Below are 20,616 nucleotides of genomic sequence, written 5' to 3' on the forward strand. Positions count from 1 at the left end.
CGCACGCCCACGCGGACGGCAGGTGTTTTCCCCCGCCCGGCCCAAGCCCACGACGCCCGGGGGCGCGCCTCGCGCCCCGTGCCGTCGTCTGCGGGCAGCATCGCCGCGTGATGCGGATTCTGCTTCTTGCCAGCGCCTTCAACAGCCTCACCCAGCGGGTCCACGCGGAACTGCGCGACCTGGGGCACCCGGTCGCCGTGGAGTTGGCACTCGGGGACGACCAGCGACTCGTCGAAGCGGTGCGCGGCCACGCCCCCGACCTGCTGATCGCCCCCATGCTGACGACCGCCGTCCCGGAGGAGGTCTGGTCGGCGTACCCCTGCCTCATCGTCCACCCGGGCCCGCCCGGCGACCGCGGCCCGTCCTCCCTCGACCGAGCGATCCAGGAGGGCCGCGACCACTGGGGCGTCACCGTCCTCCAGGCGGTCGCCGAGATGGACGCGGGCCCCGTGTGGGCATCGGCGGACTTCACCATCCCCCCGGACATCGGCAAGAGCGACCTCTACCGGGGCGAACTGGCCGACGCCGCGCTGAGGGCGGTCCTGCTCGCCGTCGACCGCTTCGCTTCAGGCGAGTACACCCCCGTCACACCCCCCACCCACACCTGGCAGCCGTACCTGACCCAGGCCGAACGCCGTATCGACTGGCACACCGACTCCACGGAGACGGTCCTCCGCAAACTCCGCGCAGCCGACTCGCAGCCCGGCGTCCTGGACACCTTCCTCGGCACCGACTGGTACCTGCACGGCGGCCACCCGGAACCCCACCTCAAAGGCACCCCGGGTGCCCTCCTGGCCACCAGACACGGAGCCATCTGCCGAGCCACGACGGACGGCGCGGTGTGGATCCCAGAACTCCGCCCCCGTCGCGAACCAGGCGGCCCGGCAACATTCAAGTTGCCGGCGAAGCCGGCTCTCGAGGGGCGCGGGGCTGAGACATGTGCGGCTCCGCCGCGTGGGCGCGAGAAACCCCCCACGACCCGCACTCGAACAACAACGAGCGGAAGCTACTCAGACATCACCTACGAGGAGCGTGGCACCGTCGGCCACCTCACCTTGCGCTTCCCCGGCGGCGCCATGAACACCGCCCAGTGCCAACGACTCCTCACCGCCTACCGCCACGCCCGCACCCGCCCGACGGACGTGATCGTCCTCGGCGCCGAACGAGACTTCTTCTCCAACGGCATCCACCTCAACACCATCGAGGCCGCCCCCGACCCCGCCGCCGAGTCCCTCGCCAACATCGAGGCCATCGACGACCTCGTGGAAGAGATCCTCACCACCACCGACCGCCTCGTCATCGCCGCCCTCCCCGGCAACGCGGCCGCCGGAGGCAGCATGCTCGCCCTCGCCGCCGACGAGGTGTGGTGCCGCCGAGGCGCTGTCCTCAACCCCCACTACCGCCTGATGGGCCTGTACGGCTCCGAGTACTGGACCTACACCCTGCCCCGCAAGGTCGGGCCGGCGGCCGCCGCCCGCCTCACGGAGGACGCCCTGCCGCTCAGCGCGACTTCGGCCCACTCCCTCGGCCTGGTGGACCAGGTCATCGACTGCGCGCCCACCGAATTCGCGGACGTGATCACCCGAATGGCCGACCGTCTGGCTCGTTCCGCGAGCCTCCCCGCACGGCTCGGCGCCAAGAAGGCCGCACGGGAGCGCGACGAGGCCGTACGCCCCCTGCGCGCCTACCGCGCCGCCGAGCTGGAACGCATGCGCGCCGTCTTCGACGACCCGACCGCGCCTTACCACGCCCTGCGCTCTGCCTTCGTCCGCAAGTGTCGGCCGAACGGGACGCCGGACCACCTCCGAACGGAGTGTCCGAATAGCCAGTAATCGTGCGATATGTCAGCCTGCTGCGGGGGACGCCGCCAGGAAGGGATCCCATGAGCACCGACACCCAGGCCCCCGCGGCCGTGGAGGAAGTTCACATTCTGTGGACCTCGGAGGGCATGAGCTGCGACGGCGACACCGTCTCGGTCACCGCCGCATCGCTGCCCAGTCTGGAGGACGTGGTCCTCGGCGCCATTCCAGGACTGCCAAAGGTCGTCCTGCACAACAAGGTGCTCTCGTACGACAGCGCCGACGACTTCACCCGGCCCTTCCACCAGGCCGCCGACGGTGAGCTCGGCGCCCCGTACGTCCTCGTCGTGGAGGGCTCCATCCCCAACGAGCGCATCAACGGCGACGGTTACTGGACCTCGATGGGCAACGACCCCCGCACGGGCGAGCCCATCACCCTCAACACCTGGATCGACCGGCTCGCCCCCGGCGCCTTCGCTGTCATCGCGGTCGGCACGTGTGCCACGTACGGCGGTATCCACGCCATGGCGGGCAACCCCACCGGCTGCATGGGCCTGGCCGACTACCTGGGCTGGGGCTTCCGCTCCGCCGGCGGGCTGCCCATCGTCAACGTGCCCGGCTGCCCGGTCCAGCCCGACAACTTCATGGAAACCGTGACCTGGCTGCTGTACCAGGCCGCGGGGATGGCCCCGCCCATCCCGCTCGACGAACAGCTGCGCCCTACCTGGCTGTTCGGCAAGACCGTGCACGAGGGCTGCGACCGCGCCGCCTACTACGAGCAGGGCGACTTCGCCAAGGACTACAACTCGCCCAAGTGCCAGGTGAAGATCGGCTGCTGGGGCCCGGTCGTCAACTGCAACGTCACCAAGCGCGGCTGGATGGACGGCATCGGCGGCTGCCCCAACGTCGGCGGCATCTGCATCGGCTGCACCATGCCCGGCTTCCCCGACAAGTTCATGCCGTTCATGGACGAGCCGCCCGGCGCCAGCATCTCCTCCGCCTTCGCCTCCTCCACCTACGGCCCGCTGGTGCGCACGCTGCGCGCCATCACCAACCGTTCGGTCAACAAAGAGCCCAAGTGGCGTCACAACCGCACCGAGCTCACCTCCGGCTTCGCGCCGCGCTGGCCCGGCAAGTGACCTGACCGCCCGAACCCCACGCCTGACCCCTGTGCGAAAGGAAACCGTCCAGTGACGACGAGCCAGGCCGCGCCCGCGGAGCAGCGCACCCTCACCGACGTAGCGTTTGATCCCATCACCCGGATCGTCGGCAACCTGGGCATCTACACGAAGATCGACTTCAACGCCCGGGAGGTCGTCGAGTGCAAGAGCACCTCGTCGATCTTCCGTGGCTACAGCGTCTTCATGAAGGGCAAGGACCCCCGCGACGCCCACTTCATCACCAGCCGCATCTGCGGCATCTGCGGGGACAACCACGCCACCTGTTCGGTGTACGCGCAGAACATGGCGTACGGCGTGAAGCCGCCGCCGCTCGCGGAGTGGATCATCAACCTCGGCGAGGCCGCCGAGTACATGTTCGACCACACGATCTTCCAGGACAACATGGTCTTCGTCGACTACTGCGAACGCATGGTCAAGGAGACCAACCCGGGCGTGTGGGAGCGGGCCGAGCGCACCCCGGCGCCGCGCGGCGACCAGCACGGCCACCGCACCATCGGCGACATCATGAGCTCGTACAACCCCTTCGAGGGGGCCACGTACAAAGAGGCACTGGTCATGAGCCGCCTCACCCGCGAGATGATCTGTCTCATGGAGGGCCGCCACGTGCACCCCTCCACGCTCTACCCGGGCGGGGTCGGCACGGTCGCCACGCCCCAGCTCTTCACGGACTACCTGGTCCGCCTTACCCGCTGCCTGGACTTCGTCAAGCGTGCGGTCGCCATGAACGACGACGTCTTCGACTTCTTCTACGAGGCCCTGCCGGGCTACCAGGAGGTCGGCCGGCGCCGCACGATGCTCGGCTGCTGGGGCGCCTTCCAGGACCCGGAGATCGTCGACTACGACTACAAGAAGATGAACGAGTGGGGCAACCGCATGTTCGTCACCCCGGGCATCGTGGTCGACAACCAGCTCGTCACCACGGACCTGGTCGACATCAACCTCGGCATGCGCATCCTGCTCGGCAGCTCGTACTACGAGGACTGGACGAGTGAGGAGACCTTCGTCGACAAGGACCCGTTGGGCAACCCGGTCGACAAGCGCCACCCGTGGAACCAGACCACGCTGCCCGCACCGCAGAAGCGTGACCTGGAGAACGGCAACTACAGCTGGGTGATGAGCCCGCGCTGGTTCGACAAGCGCACCAACGACTTCCTCGCCCTGGACACCGGCGGCGGCCCCATCGCCCGTCTCTGGGCCACCGCTCTCGCCGGGAAGGTGAACACGCCGTACGTCCGCTCCACCGGGCACAGCGTGCAGATCGACCTGCCGAAGACGCCGTCCTCGCCGGAGGTCCGTCTGGAGTGGACGCCCCCGCCGTTCCCCAACACCATCGAGCGCAACCGGGCCCGCATGTACTTCGTCGCCTACGCGGCCGGCATGGCCCTCCACTTCGTCGACCAGGCCCTGAACGAGGTCCGCTCCGGCGTCACCAAGACCTTCCAGGACTTCAAGGTGCCCAAGGACGCCATCGGCTGCGGCTTCCACGAGGCCGTGCGCGGTGTGCTCAGCCACCACATGGTCATTCGCGACGGCAAGATCGCCAACTACCACCCGTACCCGCCGACCCCGTGGAACGCCAGCCCCCGCGACTTCTACGGCACCCCCGGCCCCTACGAGGACGCCGTGCAGGGCTGCCCGATCTTCGAGGAGAACGGGCCGGAGAACTTCAAGGGCATCGACATCATGCGCACCGTCCGCAGCTTCGACCCCTGCCTGCCGTGCGGTGTCCACATGTACCTCGGCGGCGGCCGCACCCTCACCCAGTCCCACTCGCCGACCTTCGGCACCCTCGCGGACTAGGGCGGCCCCGACCATGACCTGGGAACCCTGGGAGGACGCCCACGCGCGCGGCCAGGTGGCGCTGGCCGAGGAGCGGCTGTCCGGCCTGGACACCCTGCCGGACGGACTCGCCGCGAGGAAGGCCGCCGAGACGGTCGAGACACTCGTCGGGCTGTACGGGCAGTGCCTCGGCCGGATCACCGCGCACCTGGTGGACCACCCCGACCTGCTGGAGCGGTTGGCCGGCGACGAACTCGTCGGCCACCTCCTCCTCGTCCACGACCTGCATCCCGTCCCGGTCGAGACCCGGGTACGGCAGTCCCTCGCTGACCTGCCCGGACCGCCGGAGCTGCTGGAGATGTCCGGGTCCGCCGTACGGGTCCGGATCCAGCAGAGCGGCTGCGGCGCGGCCGGCGCCGAACAGGCCGTACGGGAGGCGCTGGCCGCGCGGGCACCGGAAGTCGAGGACGTACGGGTGGAAGGCGGCCGGGCCGACGGGGCGCTGATCCCCGTGGACGCGCTGTTCCGCGACCGTACGCCCGTCGGCGGAGGAGCCTGCGGATGAGTGGGCTGCGACGCGTGGCCCAGCAGGCGTCCCGGGCCGACGGACAAGGCGCCCGGGAGGAGCAGTGCGACCTGTGCGCCGAGCCGCTGCCGACCGGGCACCCGCACCGCCATGTCCTCCAGCCCGCCAGCGGCACCGTCTCGTGCGCCTGTCGCGCCTGCGCCGTGCTGTTCGACCACGGCGCGACCTCGGCCGGCGGTTACCGGCTGCTGCCACAGGAGCGGCGGAGGCTCGACGGCCTGCACATCGACGACGCCGTGTGGGCCGGTCTCGGTGTCCCCGTCTCCCTCGCCTTCTTCACCCGATCGGCCGAGACCGGCGAGGTCACTGCGGCCTACCCGAGCCCGCTGGGCGCGCTGCGGGCCATCGTGCCCGCCGACAGCTGGCAGCAGGTCGAACAGGGGCACCCCGACCTGCCGGAGCACGTCACCGACGTGACCGCGCTGCTGGTGCACCGGGCCCGCGGGGCGGCCGAGCACTGGCTCGTCCCGCTCGACGACTGCTACCGCCTGGTCGCCGTCGTGCGCGCACACTGGAAGGGTCTGGACGGCGGCCCCGAGGTGTGGCAGCGGGTCGAGGACTTCTTCGTCGACCTCATCGAACCGACCGAAGCCACCCCCTTCACCACCGAGGAGGCGTCATGGGCATCACCGTAGGCAAACCCGACGTCGAGCCCGACAAGCCCGCGCACGTCGCGGGTGTACGGCGCGGCAACCACAAGGGCCTGTACAAGCGGCAGCCGGGACACAAGAGGGACGACCGCTCCACGGCGCGTCGCTCCACCGGCATCAACGCGCGGAACCGCAACCCGGTCGACCGGGACATGCCGAACCTGCCCCCCGCATGACGGCGTCCCCCGCGCTGTCCGCTCCGGTGGCGCCGATCCTGGCGTTCGCCGTCACCGGAGCGGAGGAGGAGCCCTTCGCGGCGCTGCCCACCCTCCGCTTCGACCTGGAGATCGCCAGAACCGGCGGCCAACCGGTCGCCTCGGTCGCCCTGACCACCGTCGTCCGCATCGACGTCGCCCGCCGCCGCTACGCCCCCGAGGCCCAGGAGGCACTCGGCGAGCTGTTCGGGGCGCCCGACCAGTGGGCGAGCAGTATGCGGCCGCTCCACTGGACCCGGACCACCGTCCACGTCCCGGCCTTCGACGACCGCACGACGGTACGCATCCCCGTCGAGTGCCCCTACGACACCGAGCTGGCCCTCACCAAGTACCTGCGCGCGGTCGGCGACGACGGCGACGTGCCGCTCGACTTCCTCTTCAGCGGCACCGTCTTCCACCGCGCCCCCGGCGGGCCCGGACTCGCCGCCTCCCGCATCTCCTGGTCGGACGGCGACACCCGCTACGCCCTGCCCGCCGCCCTGTGGAACTCCCTCACCGACCGCTATCACGCGGGCAGCCCTTGGCTGCGGCTGTCCCGCGACACCTACGACCGCCTCGACGCCTACCGCGCCCGCAACGTCCTCGGCACCCCCGACGACGCCGTGCGCTCCCTGCTCGACGGCACCGCCCTCCACCACTCGGGGACCACCACCACATGACCCTCACCGACCAGCCGCGACAAGCGGCCCTCTCGGACGTAGAGAAGATCACCCGGACCTGTCTGTACGAGGGCTACCTGCTCTGGCCCTATCGCAGGTCCGCGCTGAAGAACGCCAAACGCTGGACCTTCGGCGGTGTCTTCCCCGCCGCCTGCGCCGACGCGCTCGGCGAACCGGCCACCATGACCACACAGGTGCTCCACGAGGGCCCCGCCGACGACCTCACCGTGCGCGTGCGGTTCCTCCAGGTCGTGGACCGCACCGTCGTCCAGGACGGCCGTCCCGTCGACGAGGTGACGGTGGCGGGGGAGCGGTACGTCAGCTGGCAGGAGGTGACCGAACGCGAGGTCGTGCTGACCGGCGCCCCCGGCACCGCGACCGTCGACATCCCCGAGGGCACCGACACCGAGAAGCTGCCCGGCGGGGCCGCGAGCCTCGTCCGCGGCTGGCGGCGGCTCACCGGCACCGTCGAGGTCACGGCCGAGCCGGTCGCGGACGACGCCTCGGACGATGTACGGCAATTGACCGTGCGGATCGCCAACAGCACGCCCTGCCCGGTGCCGGACCCCGGCGCCCGGCACGCGCGGGAGGCCGCGGCCCCGTACGCCTTCGTCTCCACGCACACCGTGCTGCACAGCGAGGGCGGACGCTTCGTTTCCCTCCTCGACCCGCCCGACGCCCTGCGCGAGCACGCCTCCGCCTGCCGCAACAAGGGCACTTGGCCGGTGCTGGTGGGCACCGACGAGGGTGACGGGCGGGCGCACACGGTGCTGTCCTCACCGGTCACGCTGTACGACTTCCCACGGATCGCGCCCGAGAGCCCGGGCGACCTGTTCGACGGGACCGAGATCGACCAGCTGCTCGTGCTGAGCGTGCTGAGCATGACCGAGGAGGAGCGGGCCGAGGCACGGGCGAGTGATCCCCGGGCGCGCGAGATCCTCGACCGCTGCGCCGGACTCGGCGTCGACGACCTGATGAACCTGCACGGCACCATCCGCGAGTTCCGCGCGGCCGGCGGGGAGGCACGGTGAACGGCGTCTCCTTCCGTCCCGGCACGCGCGTACGGCTGAAGCCGTCCCGGCGGGCGGACATCATGGACCTGGCCCTGACGGGGCGGATCGCCGAAGTCACCGCGGTGGAGGAGGACTTCGAGGGGCAGGTGTACATCGCCGTCGTCCTCGAAGGAGACCCCGGCCGTGACCTCGGCGCGGCGAGCCAGATCGGTCACCGGTTCTTCTTCGCCCCCGACGAACTCGAGCCGCTCCCCGGGCCCGAGGGCGAGACGCCGGGCCACCGCGTGCTCGTCGCGGGCGTCGGCAACATCTTCATGGCGGACGACGGCTTCGGCCCCGAGGCCGCCACCGCCCTCGCCCGGCGCTCCCAGCCCGATGGCGTCCACGTCGCCGACTTCGGCATCCGGGGCATGGACCTCGCGTACCGCATGCTGGACGGCTACGACACGGTCGTCCTGCTGGACGCCACACCGCACGGGCAGCCGCCCGGCACCCTCAGCGTCATCGAGCCCGACCTCGCCACGCTGCCCGGCGAGGGCGCGCCGGAGGCGCACGCCATGGACCCGGTGAAGGTCATCGCCCTCGCGCGCCAGTTGGGCGACGGGGACCTGCCCCGCGTCCTCGTCGTCGGTTGCGAGCCCGAGATCCGGATGACCGGCGCCGAGGTGGACGTCGTCGTCGGTCTCAGCGAACCGGTCCGCGAGGCCGTGGAGCGCTCCGTGTCCTTCGTCGAGTCCCTGCTCGCCGACATCCTCGTCGAAGCCGCCCGAGAGGAGGTGAACCTGCCATGAGGAAAGGCGTCTTCATCCCCGCCAACGTCGTCAGAGCCACCGTCGGAGCCGTCTCCGCCGCCCTGGTCCTGATCGCCCTGTCGGAACTGCCGGAGGCACGCCGCTACTTCAAACTGAAGGGCATGTGATCCACGACGACGATCGCCCCCCGCCGACGGCGGGGGGCGATCGCCTTGCGCCGCCTCGGCGGCGGCACGTCAGCCGTGGTAGTTGATGTAGCCGTTGCCGTCACGGTCGTTGGCGGACTTGGTGTACGAGTGCACGTCGGCCCGGCTGCCGCCCGGCTTGTAGAGGTAGATCGTGTCCTTGTCGTTGTTCCATATGAAGTTGCAGTTCTGGCGGTAGACGACGTTGCCCCCGTCGGAGTCCGTGCCGCGTCCGCCGCGCAGCTTCACGTAGTCGCCGGGCTGGAGATAGTGGTTGGCGCTGAAGGTGAACGTGTTGCCGGTGGCGTCCTTGACGACATAACCCTTGAGGTTGACGGTCGCCGTCCGGGAGTAGTTCTTGATCGTCAGGAACTCCTCCCGGGTGTTTCCGCCGTCGCACCGGTTGGAGTCCCTGCCGGGAGCGTCGTACTGGACGCCCTTGACCTTCAGCGCGGACGAGTACTCGGTGGCCTGCGCCGGGGCGGCGGCGAGAGCCGCGAGCGTTCCGGCAGTGACGGCGGTGGCCATGACATGGCGCTTACGCATGAGGAAGTCCCCCCTCGGTGGTGCGAATGGAGCGCCTGGAGCATACACATAAGATGATCGCCAGGTGATCAGGAAGTGATGAAATGGTGAAGAGCGGCGTGGGGGTCGGAGGGGGAATGGAGCGCGTTGTCACACCCGGAACGCGCCCCGGCGGCGCCCGTCCGTGACTGGGGGGGAAGGCGTGCCCGGACGGCTCTCCCTCACATACTGGAACGCAGGTGCAAACGTTTCTCCGCGCACATGTGCGGCGTCCCGGCAGGGGTGTGGCGCAGGCGGTGCGTGCCAGTTGAACGGTCATCCGCGCAGGTCCGGCATGACTTTTGCATATCATCTGAATTCTGTAAGCGGTCTTGTCCGCTCCTCCCGTTCTGCAGCTAGCTGGATGCCGCGCCCCTCCGTCACCCGGGTTCCCGATGAGCTCTGGGTGGGCCGACGGCCCAGGGAGGCGGGTGTGTCATCTGCACATGAGGAGTGGTCATGAAGAAGGCTTACGAGGCTCCGACGCTCGTCAGGCTCGGTACGTTCCGCAAGGAGACGGGGCTGCTCGGTCGCTCCGGCAACGACCGGCTGATCCTGAGCAAGAACTGACGGGACGGTCCTTGACCCGACGTCATGACTGAACTGCACGCACGTGCGGGGACGGGCCCCGGCGACGCGGACTTCGCGGTCTTCACCGACCGTGCGGACGCGGCCGCCGTGGCCCGCTCCTTCGCCCGCCCCACGACCCGGACCCTCACCCACGCCTCCGGCCGTCCCTGGCTGGTCGGGAACTGGCACGACGACGAGATCGTGACGGCGAGCGCCGGTCACACCGCCCTCGCCGTCATCGGCTGCTGCCCCCTCGACGCCGACGAACTGCGGCACCGGGCCGCACAGCTGCGCGATCTCGCGGAACTCGACGCACTGGCCCGCACCCTCCACGGCAGCTTCCACCTCGTCGCCACCCACGAGGGACGCATCAGGGCCCAGGGCACGGCCTCCGGCCTCCGGCTGGTCTTCCACGCGCAGATCGACGGCGTACGCGTCACGGCCTCCCGGGCCGACACGCTCGCCGCCGCCCTGGGCGCCGACCCCGACCCGGAGGAACTGGCTGTCCGGCTGCTGTGGCCCGCACCGCACCCGCTGTTCGAGACCTCCCTCTGGCGCGCGGTCACCGCCGTACCCCCGCAGGACGCCGTGATCGTCGCCGCCGACGGACGCACGGCACGGCACACCCGCTGGTGGACGCCCCCGGAGCCCTGCGAACCACTCGCCACGGCGGCCCCCGCCATCCGCACCGCGCTCGAGCGGGCCGTCGGCGCGCGCACCCGACAGGGCGGCACGGTCAGCTGCGACCTGTCCGGCGGACTGGACTCCACCTCCGTCTGCTTCCTGGCCGACCGCTCTCCCTCCCATGTGGTGGCCAGTACCTGGCCCGGACGCGACCCGGCCGACACCGACCTGCACTGGGCCGAGCAGGCGGCACGGCACCTCCCGGACGTCGAGCACGTCATCTGGGACGCCGACGCCTCCCCCCTGGTCTACGAGGACCTGCTCGGCATCGACGACCTCCTCGACGAACCCACCATCGGTGTCATGGACCGCTCCCGCGTCCTGCACCACCTGCCCGCCCTCGCCGCGCGCGGCAGCCGCCTGCACCTGACCGGCATCGGCGGCGACCACGTCGCCTGGTGCTCAGAGGCGTACTACCACCAGCTGCTGCGCACCCGCCCACTGTTCGCCCTGCGGCAGCTACGGGGATTCCGGGCCCTGTGGCAGTGGCCACTGGGCGGCACCGCCCGCGCCCTCACCGACACTCGTCCCTACGGCAAGTGGCTCGCGGACGCCGCCACCCACCTGCGCGACCCCGCGCCCGCGTCCGTCGCCACCGGCCTCGGCTGGGGCATGGCACCGCGACTGTTCGACTGGGTGACCCCCGACGCCGAGCGGGCGGCCCGGCAGGCACTCCTCAGGGCCGCGGCGACCGCCACACCCCTGCACGCCGACCGGGGACTGCACAGCGACCTCGAACAGATCCGCTCCTGCACCCGCGTCATCCGACAGTGGGACCGGATGGCGGCCCTGGCCGGGCTGCCGATGGCCTCCCCCTTCCTCGACGACCGCGTCATCGAGGCGTGCCTCGCCGTACGGCCGGAGGACCGTGTCACCCCCTGGCGCTACAAGCCCGTACTGAGCGCCGCGATGCGCGGCATCGTGCCCGAGGCCTGCCTGCGCCGCACCAACAAGGCCGCGGCCTCCATGGACGCCGCCAACGGGCTGCGCGAGCACCGCGCCGACCTGCTGGCGCTGTGGGAGGACTCCCGGCTGGCGGAACTGGGCCTGGTGGACGCCGCCCGACTGCGCCGCCTCGCCCAGCGGCCGGCCTCCCGGGGCCTGGCCGACGCCATCCTCTACTCCACCATCGCCGCGGAGGTGTGGCTGCGCTCTCTCGCCCGCCGCACCCCAGTGGCCCATCCCTGACCCCCTCCACCGCGTCAGAAAGGCGGCCCTCATGCCCCTGCGGTTCGGCGCCGACGTGTCCACGGCCGAGACCGACTACGGCACGGTACTGCTCGACGAACGCTCCGGCTCCTACTGGGAGTTGAACCCGACCGCCACCCTGGTCGTGCGGACTCTGCTCGACGGCGGCGAGGAGGCGGACGCGGCCGCCGCGCTGGTCCGCGAGTTCGACATCGACAGGGACCAGGCACTGCGGGACGTCGAAACGCTCGTAGGGCAGCTGCGTGGCTCGGGGCTCGCCTCATGACCACGCCCAGCGCACTGGAGCGCCCCACCGACGTGCCGCTGCCCCGCCGTCTCGCCGCCCTCGCCGTCCTGCTGCCCGCCACCCTCCTCGCCTTTCTGCCACCCCGCCACATCCGCGCCGTCCTCGGCCTGCTGCGCCGCGGCGCCGTGCCCGCAACCCCCGCCCAGGCGCAGCGCGCGCGGGACGCCCTGTGCGCCGCCAGCCTGCGCTGCGCCGGACCGAAGGGGTGCCTGCCGCGGTCGCTGGGCGCGGCGCTGCTGTGCCGGGTCGGCGGGACCTGGCCCACCTGGTGCGCCGGCGTACGCGTGGTCCCACCGTTCACCGCGCACGCCTGGATCGAGGCGGAGGGCAGCCCCGTCGGCGAGGGCGTGCCGGACGGCTACTTCGCCCGGCTGGTGGTCGTCGCCCCGCCGTCCCGGCCGACGGACCGATGAACGGCGCCGCGTCCCCGACCGCCCACACCGACAGGTCGACCCGCGCCGCGGTGGCCACCATGTACCGGCTCACCGCCGGGCACCGGGCCGCAGTGGCGGTCGCCACCGTACTGACCCTCGTCGGCTCCGCCCTCGGCCTGGCCCAACCGCTCGTCGCCAAGCACCTCGTCGACGCCGGCGGCCGAGGGCAGGTCGTCTGGCCGCTGCTCGCCCTGCTCGCCGTCCTGTTCGTCGCCGAGGCGGCGACCGGATCCGCCGGGCGCTTCCTCCTGGAGCGCATGGGGGAGGGCGTCGTACGACAACTCCGCCACGGCCTCGTGGCACGACTGCTCCGACTGGAGATGAGGGAGTACGACCGACACCGTGGCGGCGATCTCGTCTCCCGCGTCACCGCCGACACCACCCTGCTGCGCGAGGTCGTCTCACAGGCACTCGTCGATCTCGTGACGGGCAGCCTCGTGGCCGCCGGAGCCATCGTCCTCATGGCGTGGCTCGACCCGCTGCTGCTGTTCCTGGTCGCGCTCACGGTGGCCACCGCTGCCGCCGTGGTCGCCTCCCTGCTGACCGGCATCCGAAGGGCCTCCGAACACATGCAGAGCGCGGTCGGGGCCGTCGCCGCCGACCTGGAACGCGCTCTCGGCGCGCTGTCCATGGTCCGGGTGCACCGCGCGGAGTCCCGCGAGGCGGCCCGTATCGGCGCACGCGTCGACGCGGCTTACGGAGCGGGCGTACGCACCGCGAAGCTCGCCTCCGTGATGAGCCCCGCCGTCGAACTCGCCGTCCAGGGCTCCTTCCTCATCGTCCTGGTCATCGGCGGTCTACGCGTGGGCGGCGAGGCGGGCTCCCTGGGCGACCTCGTCGCCTTCCTGCTGTACGCCTCCTACCTGGTGCTGCCGCTGTCCTCCGTCTTCCGCGCCGCGAGCCTCGTCCAGCGCGGGATGGGCGCCTACCAGCGCATCGACGAGGCGCTGCGCCTGCCCGTGGAGCCCACGGAAGCCCGCGTCCCGCAGGCCCGCCCCCGCACTTCGGGGCGGTCCGTCGCCGAGGTCCCGCCCGCCCTCGAACTGCGCGACGTCCACTTCGGCCACGACCCGGGCCGGCCGGTCCTGCGCGGGGTCTCCCTCAGTGTTCCGCAGCGCCGGCAGGTCGCGCTGGTCGGCCGCTCCGGCGCCGGCAAGAGCACGCTCTTCGCCCTGGTGGCCCGGTTCTACGAGCCGGACACGGGAGAGGTCCTCTTCGACGGGCGGCCCGCCACCGAACTCGGCCGCGACGCGTGCCGTCGGCGCATCGCCGTGGTCGACCAGAACACCCACGTCGTCCACGGCACCCTGCGTGACAACATCGCCTACGGCGTCCCCGACGCCACGGACGACGAGATCCGCCGGGTCGTCGAACTGGCCCGCCTCGACGAGGTCCTCGCCCGGCTGCCCGCCGGTCTCGACGCCGTGGTCGGCGAGCGCGGCCGCACCCTCTCGGGCGGCGAACGCCAACGAGTCGCCCTGGCCCGGGCGTTGCTGGCCCGCCCGTCCCTCCTCCTGCTGGACGAGCCCACCTCCCACCTCGACGCCATCAACGAGTCGGCGCTGACCGCCGTCATGAAGGAGGTCGCCGAGGAGTGCGCCGTGCTGGTCGTCGCCCACCGGCTCTCCACCGTGCAGCACGCCGACCGGATCGTCGTGCTGCACGACGGCCGCGTCTCCGCGTGCGGCCGCCACGAGCAACTGCTGGCCCACAGCCCCCTCTACCGTGAACTGGCCGCGAGCCAGATGCTCAGACCGGGCGGCCGGGACCGCTGAGTTCCGGGCCGTCCGAGGCCCGGCCGGGTGGACGCCTCACGCACGGCCACTCCCAGGGAGCAGCGCCAGCGGTGACCGGGCGGTGTCCGGCCACCGCTTCAGGATCGCCTCCTCCACGTACGGCAGAGCCCGCTGCCCGGCCAGTGCCAGCGTGATCGACGTGGCCACGCCCGCCCATGCCAGGGGGCCGAGAGGCGTGCAGCCGAAGGCGTGGCTGGCCACCGGGATCTGCACGAGGGCAACGAGCGCGGCGGCGGACCCCAGGGATGTGACCTGCACCAGAGGGCTGCCGCGGCGGTCGGCCAGCGTCTGGGCGAGCTGGGTGCCGACCACGGCGCACAGGGCCATCGTCGTCGAGCGTCGTGCCGTACCCGGGGTGAACCGGCCGAACAGCCAGGCCGCCGTCGCGCCGAGACACGTCGTCATGGCCCGGTGCCGGATCTGACGGATCAGCGGATCGCCGAGAACGGCCGTACCCAACGGCGCCTCCGTCCCCTCGGCCTGTGTCTCCTCGCCGTTCGCCGACTCCTTCGGCGTCACGGCCACCGCCATCGCCGGGAACAGGTCCGTGAACAGGTTCACCAGCAGCATCTGACGAGTGGACAGGGGAGCGGAGCCCGACAGCACCGTGCCGACGATGCCGAAGCCGACCTCGCCCGCGTTGCCGCCGATCAGGATGGCGATCGCGTCGGCGACGCTGTGCCACAGGGAACGGCCCTCCCGCACCGCCTCGACGAGCACCAGCAGGTCCTCGCCGGTGACGACGATGTCGGCGGCGTTGCGGGCGGCCGCCGAGCCCCGGGCGTTGATGCCCACGCCGATGTCGGCGGCGCGGATGGCCGCGGCGTCGTTGGCGCCGTCACCGACCATGCCCACCACCCGGCCGGCGTCCCGCATGGACTCCACCACCTGGAGCTTCTGCTCCGGAGCCACCCGCGCCACGATGTCCGCGTCGCGCAGCATCCGCGACCGCGCCGAGCGGTCCGCCGCGGCCAGCTCGTCGCCGGTGACCACCGTCGTGTCCTCCGGCCAGCCCAGGTCGGCGGCGATGGCACGGGCCGTCTGCGGATGGTCGCCGGTCAGCACCACCGGTCGTACGCCCGCCTCGCGCAACCCGCGCACCAGCGCCGGGGACGTCTCGCGCGCCACATCGGCCAGCGCCAGCAACCCGGTGAACTCCAGGCGCGCCAGCGGCTGTTCGAGTACGTCCGCCGCCTCCTCGCCCTCCTCCAGCGGCCGCTGCGCCACCGCCAGGACGCGCAGTCCGTCGCCCGCCAGCGCGTGCGCCGCGTCGGACACGTGCGACAGCAGGTCGGCACAGGCCGGCAGCACGGTCTCCGGCGCTCCCTTGACCACCAGCACCCGTGAACCGTCCCCGGCGCGCCCGACCGCGGCTGCGTAACCCCGCGAGGTCTCGAACGGCAGGCCCTCGTCCTGCGTCCAGTCGGCGTCGGGCCCGGCGGCGTCCAGGACCGCCTCGTCGGTGGCGTGCGTCGGCCGGGCGCCGTCACCGTTCAGGCGGGGGCAGGCGCGCGCCGCGGCCCGTACGACCGCGGCGACCTCGGGCTCGCCGGCCCGGCGGACCGTGCTGTCCGCGTCGGCCACCCGGACCAGGCGCAGCCGGTTCTCGGTCAGGGTGCCGGTCTTGTCGAAGCAGATGGTGTCCATGCGGCCCAGCGCCTCCAAAGTGCGCGGCGTGCGCACGAGGACTCCCCGGTGGCCGAGCCGACGGGCGGCCGCGAGCTGCGCCACCGTCGCCACCAGCGGCAGCCCCTCCGGTACGGCGGCCACCGCCACCGCCACACCACCGCTGACCGCCTCCCGCACGGGCGTCCCGCGCAGCAGCGACAGACCGGTCACCGCCGCCCCGCCCGCCAGCGTCAACGGCAGGGCCTTGCGCGTGAGTTCCTGCAGCCTGGCCTGGACGCCCGCGGCCGACGGCGTCCGCGCGGCGAGGGAGACCGCCCGCGCGGCCTCGGTGCGCTCACCGGTGTCGACGACGACCGCCTGGGCGCGTCCCGCCACCACGGTCGTACCCTCGAAGACCATGCAGTGGCGCTCGGCCACGGGGGCCGACGGCGTCACGTCCATCGACTTGTGCACCGGCAGGGACTCACCGGTCAGCGCCGACTCGTCCACCTCCAGACCGTCCTCCCACAGCAGCCGCGCGTCCGCCGGTACGACGTCGTCGGCCTTCAACTCGATGATGTGGCCCGGCTCCAGCTTGGCGGCGTCCACGACGTGCGCCTCCACCGACGCGTCCTGCGACTCCTCCTCGGTGACCCGCGCCTTCTGCTTCTGCTGCGCCAGCAGCCCGGCGAGGGCCCGCTCCGCCCGCAGCCGCTGCACACCGCCCACCAGCGCGTTCAGGTCGAGCGCGCCGACCACGAGCAGCGCGTCCACGACGGACCCGAGGATCGCCTCGGCCGCCGAGCCGACCGCCAGGACCGGGGTGAGCGGGTCGTCCAACTCGCCGCGCACTGCCCGCGCCAGGTCCACCGTCCACCGCGCCGGCGCCAGCGCGGGCACGTTGCCCGCCCGGTCGGCCAGCGCGCGCATCCGCGCGCGCGCCTTCTCGTATGCGCTCGGCTCGGGTTCGCGCTCGTGCTCCTTCGCGAGCCGCTCGCGTACGTCCTCCGGGTCCAGCGCGTGCCACGCCACCCGCGGCCGCGGGTGCGGGGCGTGGGCCGTCGCGACACCCAGGGCCACGCGCACCCCGGACAGCAGCGCCGTCGCCGCGCTCGCGTCGACCGGCGCGTGCCGCAGCCCGGGCAGCGCCGAACCGCGGCCCCCGCGGGACTCGCCCACGGCCACGAGCAGTCCGGACAACGCGGCACCGGACCGCGCCAGGATCTGCGACCGGCGCCCCACCGCGCGGGCCGCCGGCACCGCTCGCAGCAGCCGCCACACATCGGCCAGGCCGTGCAGGGCCAGGACGTCCGCACCCCAGGCCACCGGAGCGTCGCCGTCCGCCAGGGCGATCGCCACATCACCGCTGAGCAGCCCGGACAGCACCTCCGGGTCGTCACCCGACGCCGGGCGCACGACGGTGACGACGCCACCGTCCTCCGCGCGCAGTTCGCGCACCACCTCGCTCAACGGCCTTCCGGCGGCGACGACTTGGTCGGCCAGCCCGGTGAAGTCGGCCAGCGCCGGGTCCTCCACCATCACCACACGCAGCCCGGCCCGCCGCGCCGCGTCCAGGACGGACTCCGCCCACGGGTCGGCCCCCGCACCCGGCGTGCGCAGCGCACTCGGATCCAGGAGGACCGTGCCGACCATCTCCAGCTGCCGCAGCCGGTCCGGATCGCGCACGATCACACCCGTCCGGGACAGCGCCGCGCCGAGTACGGCGTGGAAGGCGGCGGGTCCGTACCGCGCGGCCTTCGGCGATCCCGAGAGCACCGCCTCCGCTGCCTCGGCCACGTCGTGCTTGACGAGCAGTGCCGCCACCGCGCCCAGCACACTGCCGGTCGAGGCGTGGACGGCGTACTGCTGGGCCGGGGAGGTGCGCAGCGGCGGCCGTCCGGACCGATCCGCGGGCAGGCTGTCGCGGCTCGGCACGCACAGCTTGTCGTGCACCACCTCGAACGCGGTCCCCCGCGCCACCGCCTCCGCCAACTGACAGATGCGCAGCGCCCCGTCGAGCGCCAGCGACGTCGGGCTCTGCCCGGCACCGTGGACGGCCGCGTTGGCGACGGCCAGCGTCAGGTCCATGCGGCGGGCGTTCCCGAGCCGGCCGCGCAACCAGCCCCGGAAGGCCGGGTTCTCGCGCAGTATGGTCGACACCGCCGTGACCAGCCGCGGCGAGGGCGGCAGACGCAGCGCGTTCGCGGTCAAGGCGGCGCCCACGCCCACCAGGTCGGCCGCGAGGGCCGCGGCCACGGTGCGCACCGCGGCGGGGTCGCCCGGGTGGTCGAAGTCCTCCAGAGGGTCGGCCTCGGGCACCAGCCCGTGCCGTTCAGCGAGTTCCGTCGCCCGCTCCAGCACCGCGTCGCCGACCGTGTCCTCGACCGCCGTCACCACCAGCCGGGACAATCCGCTGTCCCAGTACGCCACCGCCACGTCCGGGTGCTCGGCCAGCGCCTCCGCCACCCGGCCTGCCGCGTGCTCCAGCTTCTCGCGGGTCTCCTCCGCCGACGCCGACCGCATCGGGAGGTGGGCCCGCGCACCGGCCCGCCAGTGGCGGGCATCGCCCGGCAGCGCCGTACGGGCGACCCGGGCCGCCCGTACGGCGAAGTCCGCGCCCCGCACACCCGCCCGCGCGGTCGCCGCGACCGCTCCTGCGGCGACGCCGGCCACGGGCGGTGCCCCCCGCGCGAGGAGCCGGGGCCCGGCCAGGACGGCCGCGGCCACGGCACCCGAGGAACGCGTCAGAAGTCCACTCATGTCGCGCCCTCAGCCTGCCTTTCCTGTACGCTCGGCGCCGCCGCTCCCACTGGAGGGGGACGCCTGGCTCGCGGTAGGGGTGACCTCGCCGCTTGCTTCGGCGGTCCCGGCGCCGATGGCCTGCGAAGCGACGTCACGGTGGGCGCTCGTAGGGCCACCACCGGCGTTTGCGGGCCTGGACCCCGCGGTCCCTTCGATGCCGGCGGTGCTTGCGGTGCCCGCAGCGGCGGCACCCTCGGAAGCCCCGATCTCCTCAGGGCCCGTCGTGTCCTCGGCCCCTGCCCTCTCCTGCCCCTTCCGCTGCTCCTGGGATCGCGGCTGGGTCAGCCAGGCCACGGCCGCTCCGGTGACCGCGACGGGCCACTCCACCAGGCCGGTGACGCCCAGCACCCCGGCTCCCGTGTAGACCGCCACCCGCCGTCCGCGCGGCGACACGGTGCCGATCCTGTCCAACGTCCCTCCGGCCGCTCTGCTCACCATCCCGGCGCCCGGCACCTTCTGCAGCGTCGAGGCCGCCGCACGCAGCGGCTGCGGGAAGCGTTCCTGCGCCGACTTCTGCTCAGCCATGACCAGTCCTCGCCTGTGGAGCCTCACTTTTCCGGAACACCCGAGTTCCCGCACTTCGGAGGCTCACCCCGACGAGGTCTCCCGGTGCCGCGCCCACGCCTCGTCGCGCAGATCCGGCCGCGGGAGTACGTCCGCGGCGGTGCACGCCAGTGCCTCGGTCGCCGCGAGCAGCACCTCACGGGCCCGCTCGGGTGGCACGCACCCTCTCCACCCTGGTGCCGGTCGCGCGGGCGACGTCCTCGGCGCGGTCGCGCAGCTGCCCGACCAGGTCGTCCAGGGCCGCCGTGTGGCCGCCCTGCAGCCCGAACAGCCCCTGCGCGTGCTCGGGGACGATGTGGGTGGCCGTGCCGCCGTGCGTGACGATGCCCTGCACGTGCGAGGCCTCCGACAGGCGCCGGCCGAGCACGGCCAGGGCGTCGATGCCTGAGGCGGGGTCGCCGGTGGGATGCGCGGCGCGCCCGTGGAAGGACACCCGGTACTGCACCTGCGCGGTCAGCGGCGCCCACTGCCAGTCGTACCCCCCGGGATGGAACATCAGCGTCGCGTCGACGTCGTCGAACACCCCGGCCTCCACCTCGACGGCCTTGCCGCCTCCGCCCTCCTCGGCGACCGTGCCCACGGCCATCACGGATCCGGGGGAGTCGTCCAGCACGCCGCACGCCGCGAGTGCCGCTCCGAGGCCCGCGGCCGCGATGAGGTTGTGGCCGCAGGCGTGACCGAGACCGGGCAGGGCGTCGTACTCGAGCAGGAGCGCCACGGCAGAGCGGCCCCGGCCGTAGCAGGCCGTGAACGCGGTCGGCAGGCCGGCCACGGGGCGGTCCACCTCGAATCCGGCCTGTGCCGGCTCGCCCGCCAGCAGGGCCGCGGCCCGTTGCTCGGCGAGGGCGTACTCGGGCTCGGCGTGCAGCCGCAGGGCCACCTGCCACAGCAGGTCGGCCCGGTCGGCGACCTCCTCGCGAACGCGCTCATGGACATCGTCCGGCGTGCCGGCCGCGCGGCCTCCGGTGCGGTCGTTCTGCCCGAGGCCTCGACCCTGGAACTGGAGCAGGCCGTACTGCCGCGTGAGGCGTTCTTCGCCCCGGCGGAACACGTGCCGGCGGAGCGGGCCGCGGGGCGGATCGCCGCGGAGATGGTCAGCCCCTACCCTCCGGGCGTGCCCGTCATCGCCCCCGGAGCGGTGATCACCGACGACGTCCTCGACTACCTGGGCCGCGGGGTCGACCACGGCGTCCTGATCCCGGACGCCGCCGACCCCTCGGTCCGGACGCTGCGTGTGGTGGCGCGGCGATGAGCCAAGGCGGCACCGGACGAGCCGGACG

The 20,616-nt window shown here is 72.8% G+C and carries 21 protein-coding genes; 16 read left to right on the forward strand and 5 right to left on the reverse strand.

Annotated features, from left to right (window positions below; genetic code table 11):
* Positions 1 to 110: 110 nt before the first annotated feature.
* From ACGFNV_RS34755 to ACGFNV_RS34800, 10 genes are read left to right on the forward strand one after another with little or no spacing between them, the layout of a single operon-like run.
* Positions 111 to 1,832 carry an enoyl-CoA hydratase-related protein gene (locus ACGFNV_RS34755; protein ID WP_393628195.1) on the forward strand — a complete coding sequence of 574 codons (1,722 nt, stop codon included), beginning with the start codon at positions 111 to 113 and terminating at the stop codon, positions 1,830 to 1,832.
* Between the two features lie 50 nt (positions 1,833 to 1,882).
* Positions 1,883 to 2,938: a hydrogenase expression protein HypE gene (locus tag ACGFNV_RS34760; protein WP_393628057.1), complete on the forward strand. Its 1,056-nt coding sequence runs from the start codon at positions 1,883 to 1,885 to the stop codon at positions 2,936 to 2,938.
* A 51-nt stretch (positions 2,939 to 2,989) separates the two neighbouring features.
* Positions 2,990 to 4,780 (forward strand): nickel-dependent hydrogenase large subunit, encoded by a 1,791-nt coding sequence (locus ACGFNV_RS34765; RefSeq protein ID WP_393628059.1) that lies wholly within the window; start codon positions 2,990 to 2,992, stop codon positions 4,778 to 4,780.
* A 13-nt stretch (positions 4,781 to 4,793) separates the two neighbouring features.
* Positions 4,794 to 5,324, forward strand: coding sequence for a NifU family protein (locus ACGFNV_RS34770; RefSeq protein WP_393628060.1), 531 nt, complete (start codon positions 4,794 to 4,796; stop codon positions 5,322 to 5,324).
* Entirely contained in the window at positions 5,321 to 5,980 is a 660-nt protein-coding gene (locus ACGFNV_RS34775; RefSeq protein ID WP_393628062.1) for a DUF5947 family protein, read from the forward strand. Before ACGFNV_RS34770 ends, ACGFNV_RS34775 begins: the two co-directional genes overlap by 4 nt.
* Positions 5,965 to 6,171: a hypothetical protein gene (locus ACGFNV_RS34780; RefSeq protein ID WP_393628064.1), complete on the forward strand. Its 207-nt coding sequence runs from the start codon at positions 5,965 to 5,967 to the stop codon at positions 6,169 to 6,171. Before ACGFNV_RS34775 ends, ACGFNV_RS34780 begins: the two co-directional genes overlap by 16 nt.
* Complete coding sequence (locus tag ACGFNV_RS34785; protein ID WP_393628065.1) at positions 6,168 to 6,869, forward strand: DUF6084 family protein; 702 nt, start codon at positions 6,168 to 6,170, stop codon at positions 6,867 to 6,869. Before ACGFNV_RS34780 ends, ACGFNV_RS34785 begins: the two co-directional genes overlap by 4 nt.
* Positions 6,866 to 7,900, forward strand: a complete 1,035-nt coding sequence (locus tag ACGFNV_RS34790; RefSeq protein WP_393628067.1) for a hypothetical protein — start codon at positions 6,866 to 6,868, stop codon at positions 7,898 to 7,900. The genes ACGFNV_RS34785 and ACGFNV_RS34790 overlap by 4 nt, the downstream gene beginning before the upstream one ends.
* Positions 7,897 to 8,673: a hydrogenase maturation protease gene (locus tag ACGFNV_RS34795; protein ID WP_393628069.1), complete on the forward strand. Its 777-nt coding sequence runs from the start codon at positions 7,897 to 7,899 to the stop codon at positions 8,671 to 8,673. The genes ACGFNV_RS34790 and ACGFNV_RS34795 overlap by 4 nt, the downstream gene beginning before the upstream one ends.
* The gene (locus ACGFNV_RS34800) at positions 8,670 to 8,801 is read left to right on the forward strand and encodes a hypothetical protein (RefSeq protein ID WP_393628070.1); all 132 of its coding nucleotides are present in this window, start codon (positions 8,670 to 8,672) and stop codon (positions 8,799 to 8,801) included. The genes ACGFNV_RS34795 and ACGFNV_RS34800 overlap by 4 nt, the downstream gene beginning before the upstream one ends.
* 69 nt (positions 8,802 to 8,870) lie before the next feature.
* On the opposite strand, the gene ACGFNV_RS34805 is transcribed toward ACGFNV_RS34800, so the two are convergent.
* Positions 8,871 to 9,365 (reverse strand): lamin tail domain-containing protein, encoded by a 495-nt coding sequence (locus tag ACGFNV_RS34805; protein ID WP_393628072.1) that lies wholly within the window; start codon positions 9,363 to 9,365, stop codon positions 8,871 to 8,873.
* Positions 9,366 to 9,842: 477 nt separating this feature from the next.
* Between ACGFNV_RS34805 and ACGFNV_RS34810 the strand changes: the two genes are divergently transcribed.
* From ACGFNV_RS34810 to ACGFNV_RS34830, 5 genes are read left to right on the forward strand one after another with little or no spacing between them, the layout of a single operon-like run.
* A complete protein-coding gene (locus tag ACGFNV_RS34810) occupies positions 9,843 to 9,953 on the forward strand; it encodes a keywimysin-related RiPP (protein WP_107102704.1) in 111 nt (36 codons plus the stop codon).
* A 24-nt stretch (positions 9,954 to 9,977) separates the two neighbouring features.
* Positions 9,978 to 11,825 carry a lasso peptide isopeptide bond-forming cyclase gene (locus tag ACGFNV_RS34815; protein ID WP_393628074.1) on the forward strand — a complete coding sequence of 616 codons (1,848 nt, stop codon included), beginning with the start codon at positions 9,978 to 9,980 and terminating at the stop codon, positions 11,823 to 11,825.
* A 31-nt stretch (positions 11,826 to 11,856) separates the two neighbouring features.
* Positions 11,857 to 12,111 carry a lasso peptide biosynthesis PqqD family chaperone gene (locus ACGFNV_RS34820; RefSeq protein WP_133932874.1) on the forward strand — a complete coding sequence of 85 codons (255 nt, stop codon included), beginning with the start codon at positions 11,857 to 11,859 and terminating at the stop codon, positions 12,109 to 12,111.
* Positions 12,108 to 12,545 (forward strand): lasso peptide biosynthesis B2 protein, encoded by a 438-nt coding sequence (locus tag ACGFNV_RS34825; RefSeq protein ID WP_393628075.1) that lies wholly within the window; start codon positions 12,108 to 12,110, stop codon positions 12,543 to 12,545. Before ACGFNV_RS34820 ends, ACGFNV_RS34825 begins: the two co-directional genes overlap by 4 nt.
* Positions 12,542 to 14,341: an ABC transporter ATP-binding protein gene (locus ACGFNV_RS34830; RefSeq protein ID WP_393628076.1), complete on the forward strand. Its 1,800-nt coding sequence runs from the start codon at positions 12,542 to 12,544 to the stop codon at positions 14,339 to 14,341. The genes ACGFNV_RS34825 and ACGFNV_RS34830 overlap by 4 nt, the downstream gene beginning before the upstream one ends.
* A 36-nt stretch (positions 14,342 to 14,377) precedes the next feature.
* Here ACGFNV_RS34830 and ACGFNV_RS34835 read toward each other — a convergent pair whose 3' ends face one another.
* The 4 genes from ACGFNV_RS34835 to ACGFNV_RS34850 all read right to left on the reverse strand — a co-directional run bounded on the left by ACGFNV_RS34835 (position 14,378) and on the right by ACGFNV_RS34850 (position 20,216).
* Positions 14,378 to 18,730, reverse strand: coding sequence for an HAD-IC family P-type ATPase (locus ACGFNV_RS34835; RefSeq protein WP_393628078.1), 4,353 nt, complete (start codon positions 18,728 to 18,730; stop codon positions 14,378 to 14,380).
* A 9-nt stretch (positions 18,731 to 18,739) separates the two neighbouring features.
* On the reverse strand, positions 18,740 to 19,297 hold the full coding sequence (locus ACGFNV_RS34840) for a hypothetical protein (RefSeq protein WP_393628079.1): 558 nt from the start codon (positions 19,295 to 19,297) through the stop codon (positions 18,740 to 18,742).
* Positions 19,298 to 19,360: 63 nt separating this feature from the next.
* On the reverse strand, positions 19,361 to 19,495 hold the full coding sequence (locus tag ACGFNV_RS34845) for a hypothetical protein (RefSeq protein WP_393628080.1): 135 nt from the start codon (positions 19,493 to 19,495) through the stop codon (positions 19,361 to 19,363).
* On the reverse strand, positions 19,473 to 20,216 hold the full coding sequence (locus ACGFNV_RS34850) for a M20/M25/M40 family metallo-hydrolase (protein WP_393628082.1): 744 nt from the start codon (positions 20,214 to 20,216) through the stop codon (positions 19,473 to 19,475). Before ACGFNV_RS34850 ends, ACGFNV_RS34845 begins: the two co-directional genes overlap by 23 nt.
* On the opposite strand from ACGFNV_RS34850, the gene ACGFNV_RS34855 reads away from it, so the two are divergent.
* On the forward strand, positions 20,199 to 20,588 hold the full coding sequence (locus ACGFNV_RS34855) for an amino acid decarboxylase (RefSeq protein ID WP_393628083.1): 390 nt from the start codon (positions 20,199 to 20,201) through the stop codon (positions 20,586 to 20,588). The genes ACGFNV_RS34850 and ACGFNV_RS34855 overlap by 18 nt on opposite strands.
* Positions 20,589 to 20,616: the final 28 nt, after the last annotated feature.

The organism is Streptomyces sp. NPDC048751 (assembly GCF_043198595.1).
Lineage (GTDB): Bacteria > Actinomycetota > Actinomycetes > Streptomycetales > Streptomycetaceae > Streptomyces.

What these genes read in the sequence shown, in the direction of transcription:
- ACGFNV_RS34755 (WP_393628195.1), top strand. Translation starts at nt 111, where the DNA reads ATGCGGATTCTGCTTCTTGCCAGCGCCTTCAACAGCCTCACCCAGCGG.
- ACGFNV_RS34760 (WP_393628057.1), top strand. Translation starts at nt 1,883, where the DNA reads ATGAGCACCGACACCCAGGCCCCCGCGGCCGTGGAGGAAGTTCACATT.
- ACGFNV_RS34770 (WP_393628060.1), top strand. Translation starts at nt 4,794, where the DNA reads ATGACCTGGGAACCCTGGGAGGACGCCCACGCGCGCGGCCAGGTGGCG.
- ACGFNV_RS34775 (WP_393628062.1), top strand. Translation starts at nt 5,321, where the DNA reads ATGAGTGGGCTGCGACGCGTGGCCCAGCAGGCGTCCCGGGCCGACGGA.
- ACGFNV_RS34780 (WP_393628064.1), top strand. Translation starts at nt 5,965, where the DNA reads ATGGGCATCACCGTAGGCAAACCCGACGTCGAGCCCGACAAGCCCGCG.
- ACGFNV_RS34785 (WP_393628065.1), top strand. Translation starts at nt 6,168, where the DNA reads ATGACGGCGTCCCCCGCGCTGTCCGCTCCGGTGGCGCCGATCCTGGCG.
- ACGFNV_RS34790 (WP_393628067.1), top strand. Translation starts at nt 6,866, where the DNA reads ATGACCCTCACCGACCAGCCGCGACAAGCGGCCCTCTCGGACGTAGAG.
- ACGFNV_RS34800 (WP_393628070.1), top strand. Translation starts at nt 8,670, where the DNA reads ATGAGGAAAGGCGTCTTCATCCCCGCCAACGTCGTCAGAGCCACCGTC.
- ACGFNV_RS34805 (WP_393628072.1), bottom strand. Translation starts at nt 9,365, where the DNA reads ATGCGTAAGCGCCATGTCATGGCCACCGCCGTCACTGCCGGAACGCTC.
- ACGFNV_RS34810 (WP_107102704.1), top strand. Translation starts at nt 9,843, where the DNA reads ATGAAGAAGGCTTACGAGGCTCCGACGCTCGTCAGGCTCGGTACGTTC.
- ACGFNV_RS34815 (WP_393628074.1), top strand. Translation starts at nt 9,978, where the DNA reads ATGACTGAACTGCACGCACGTGCGGGGACGGGCCCCGGCGACGCGGAC.
- ACGFNV_RS34820 (WP_133932874.1), top strand. Translation starts at nt 11,857, where the DNA reads ATGCCCCTGCGGTTCGGCGCCGACGTGTCCACGGCCGAGACCGACTAC.
- ACGFNV_RS34825 (WP_393628075.1), top strand. Translation starts at nt 12,108, where the DNA reads ATGACCACGCCCAGCGCACTGGAGCGCCCCACCGACGTGCCGCTGCCC.
- ACGFNV_RS34830 (WP_393628076.1), top strand. Translation starts at nt 12,542, where the DNA reads ATGAACGGCGCCGCGTCCCCGACCGCCCACACCGACAGGTCGACCCGC.
- ACGFNV_RS34835 (WP_393628078.1), bottom strand. Translation starts at nt 18,730, where the DNA reads ATGAGTGGACTTCTGACGCGTTCCTCGGGTGCCGTGGCCGCGGCCGTC.
- ACGFNV_RS34840 (WP_393628079.1), bottom strand. Translation starts at nt 19,297, where the DNA reads ATGGCTGAGCAGAAGTCGGCGCAGGAACGCTTCCCGCAGCCGCTGCGT.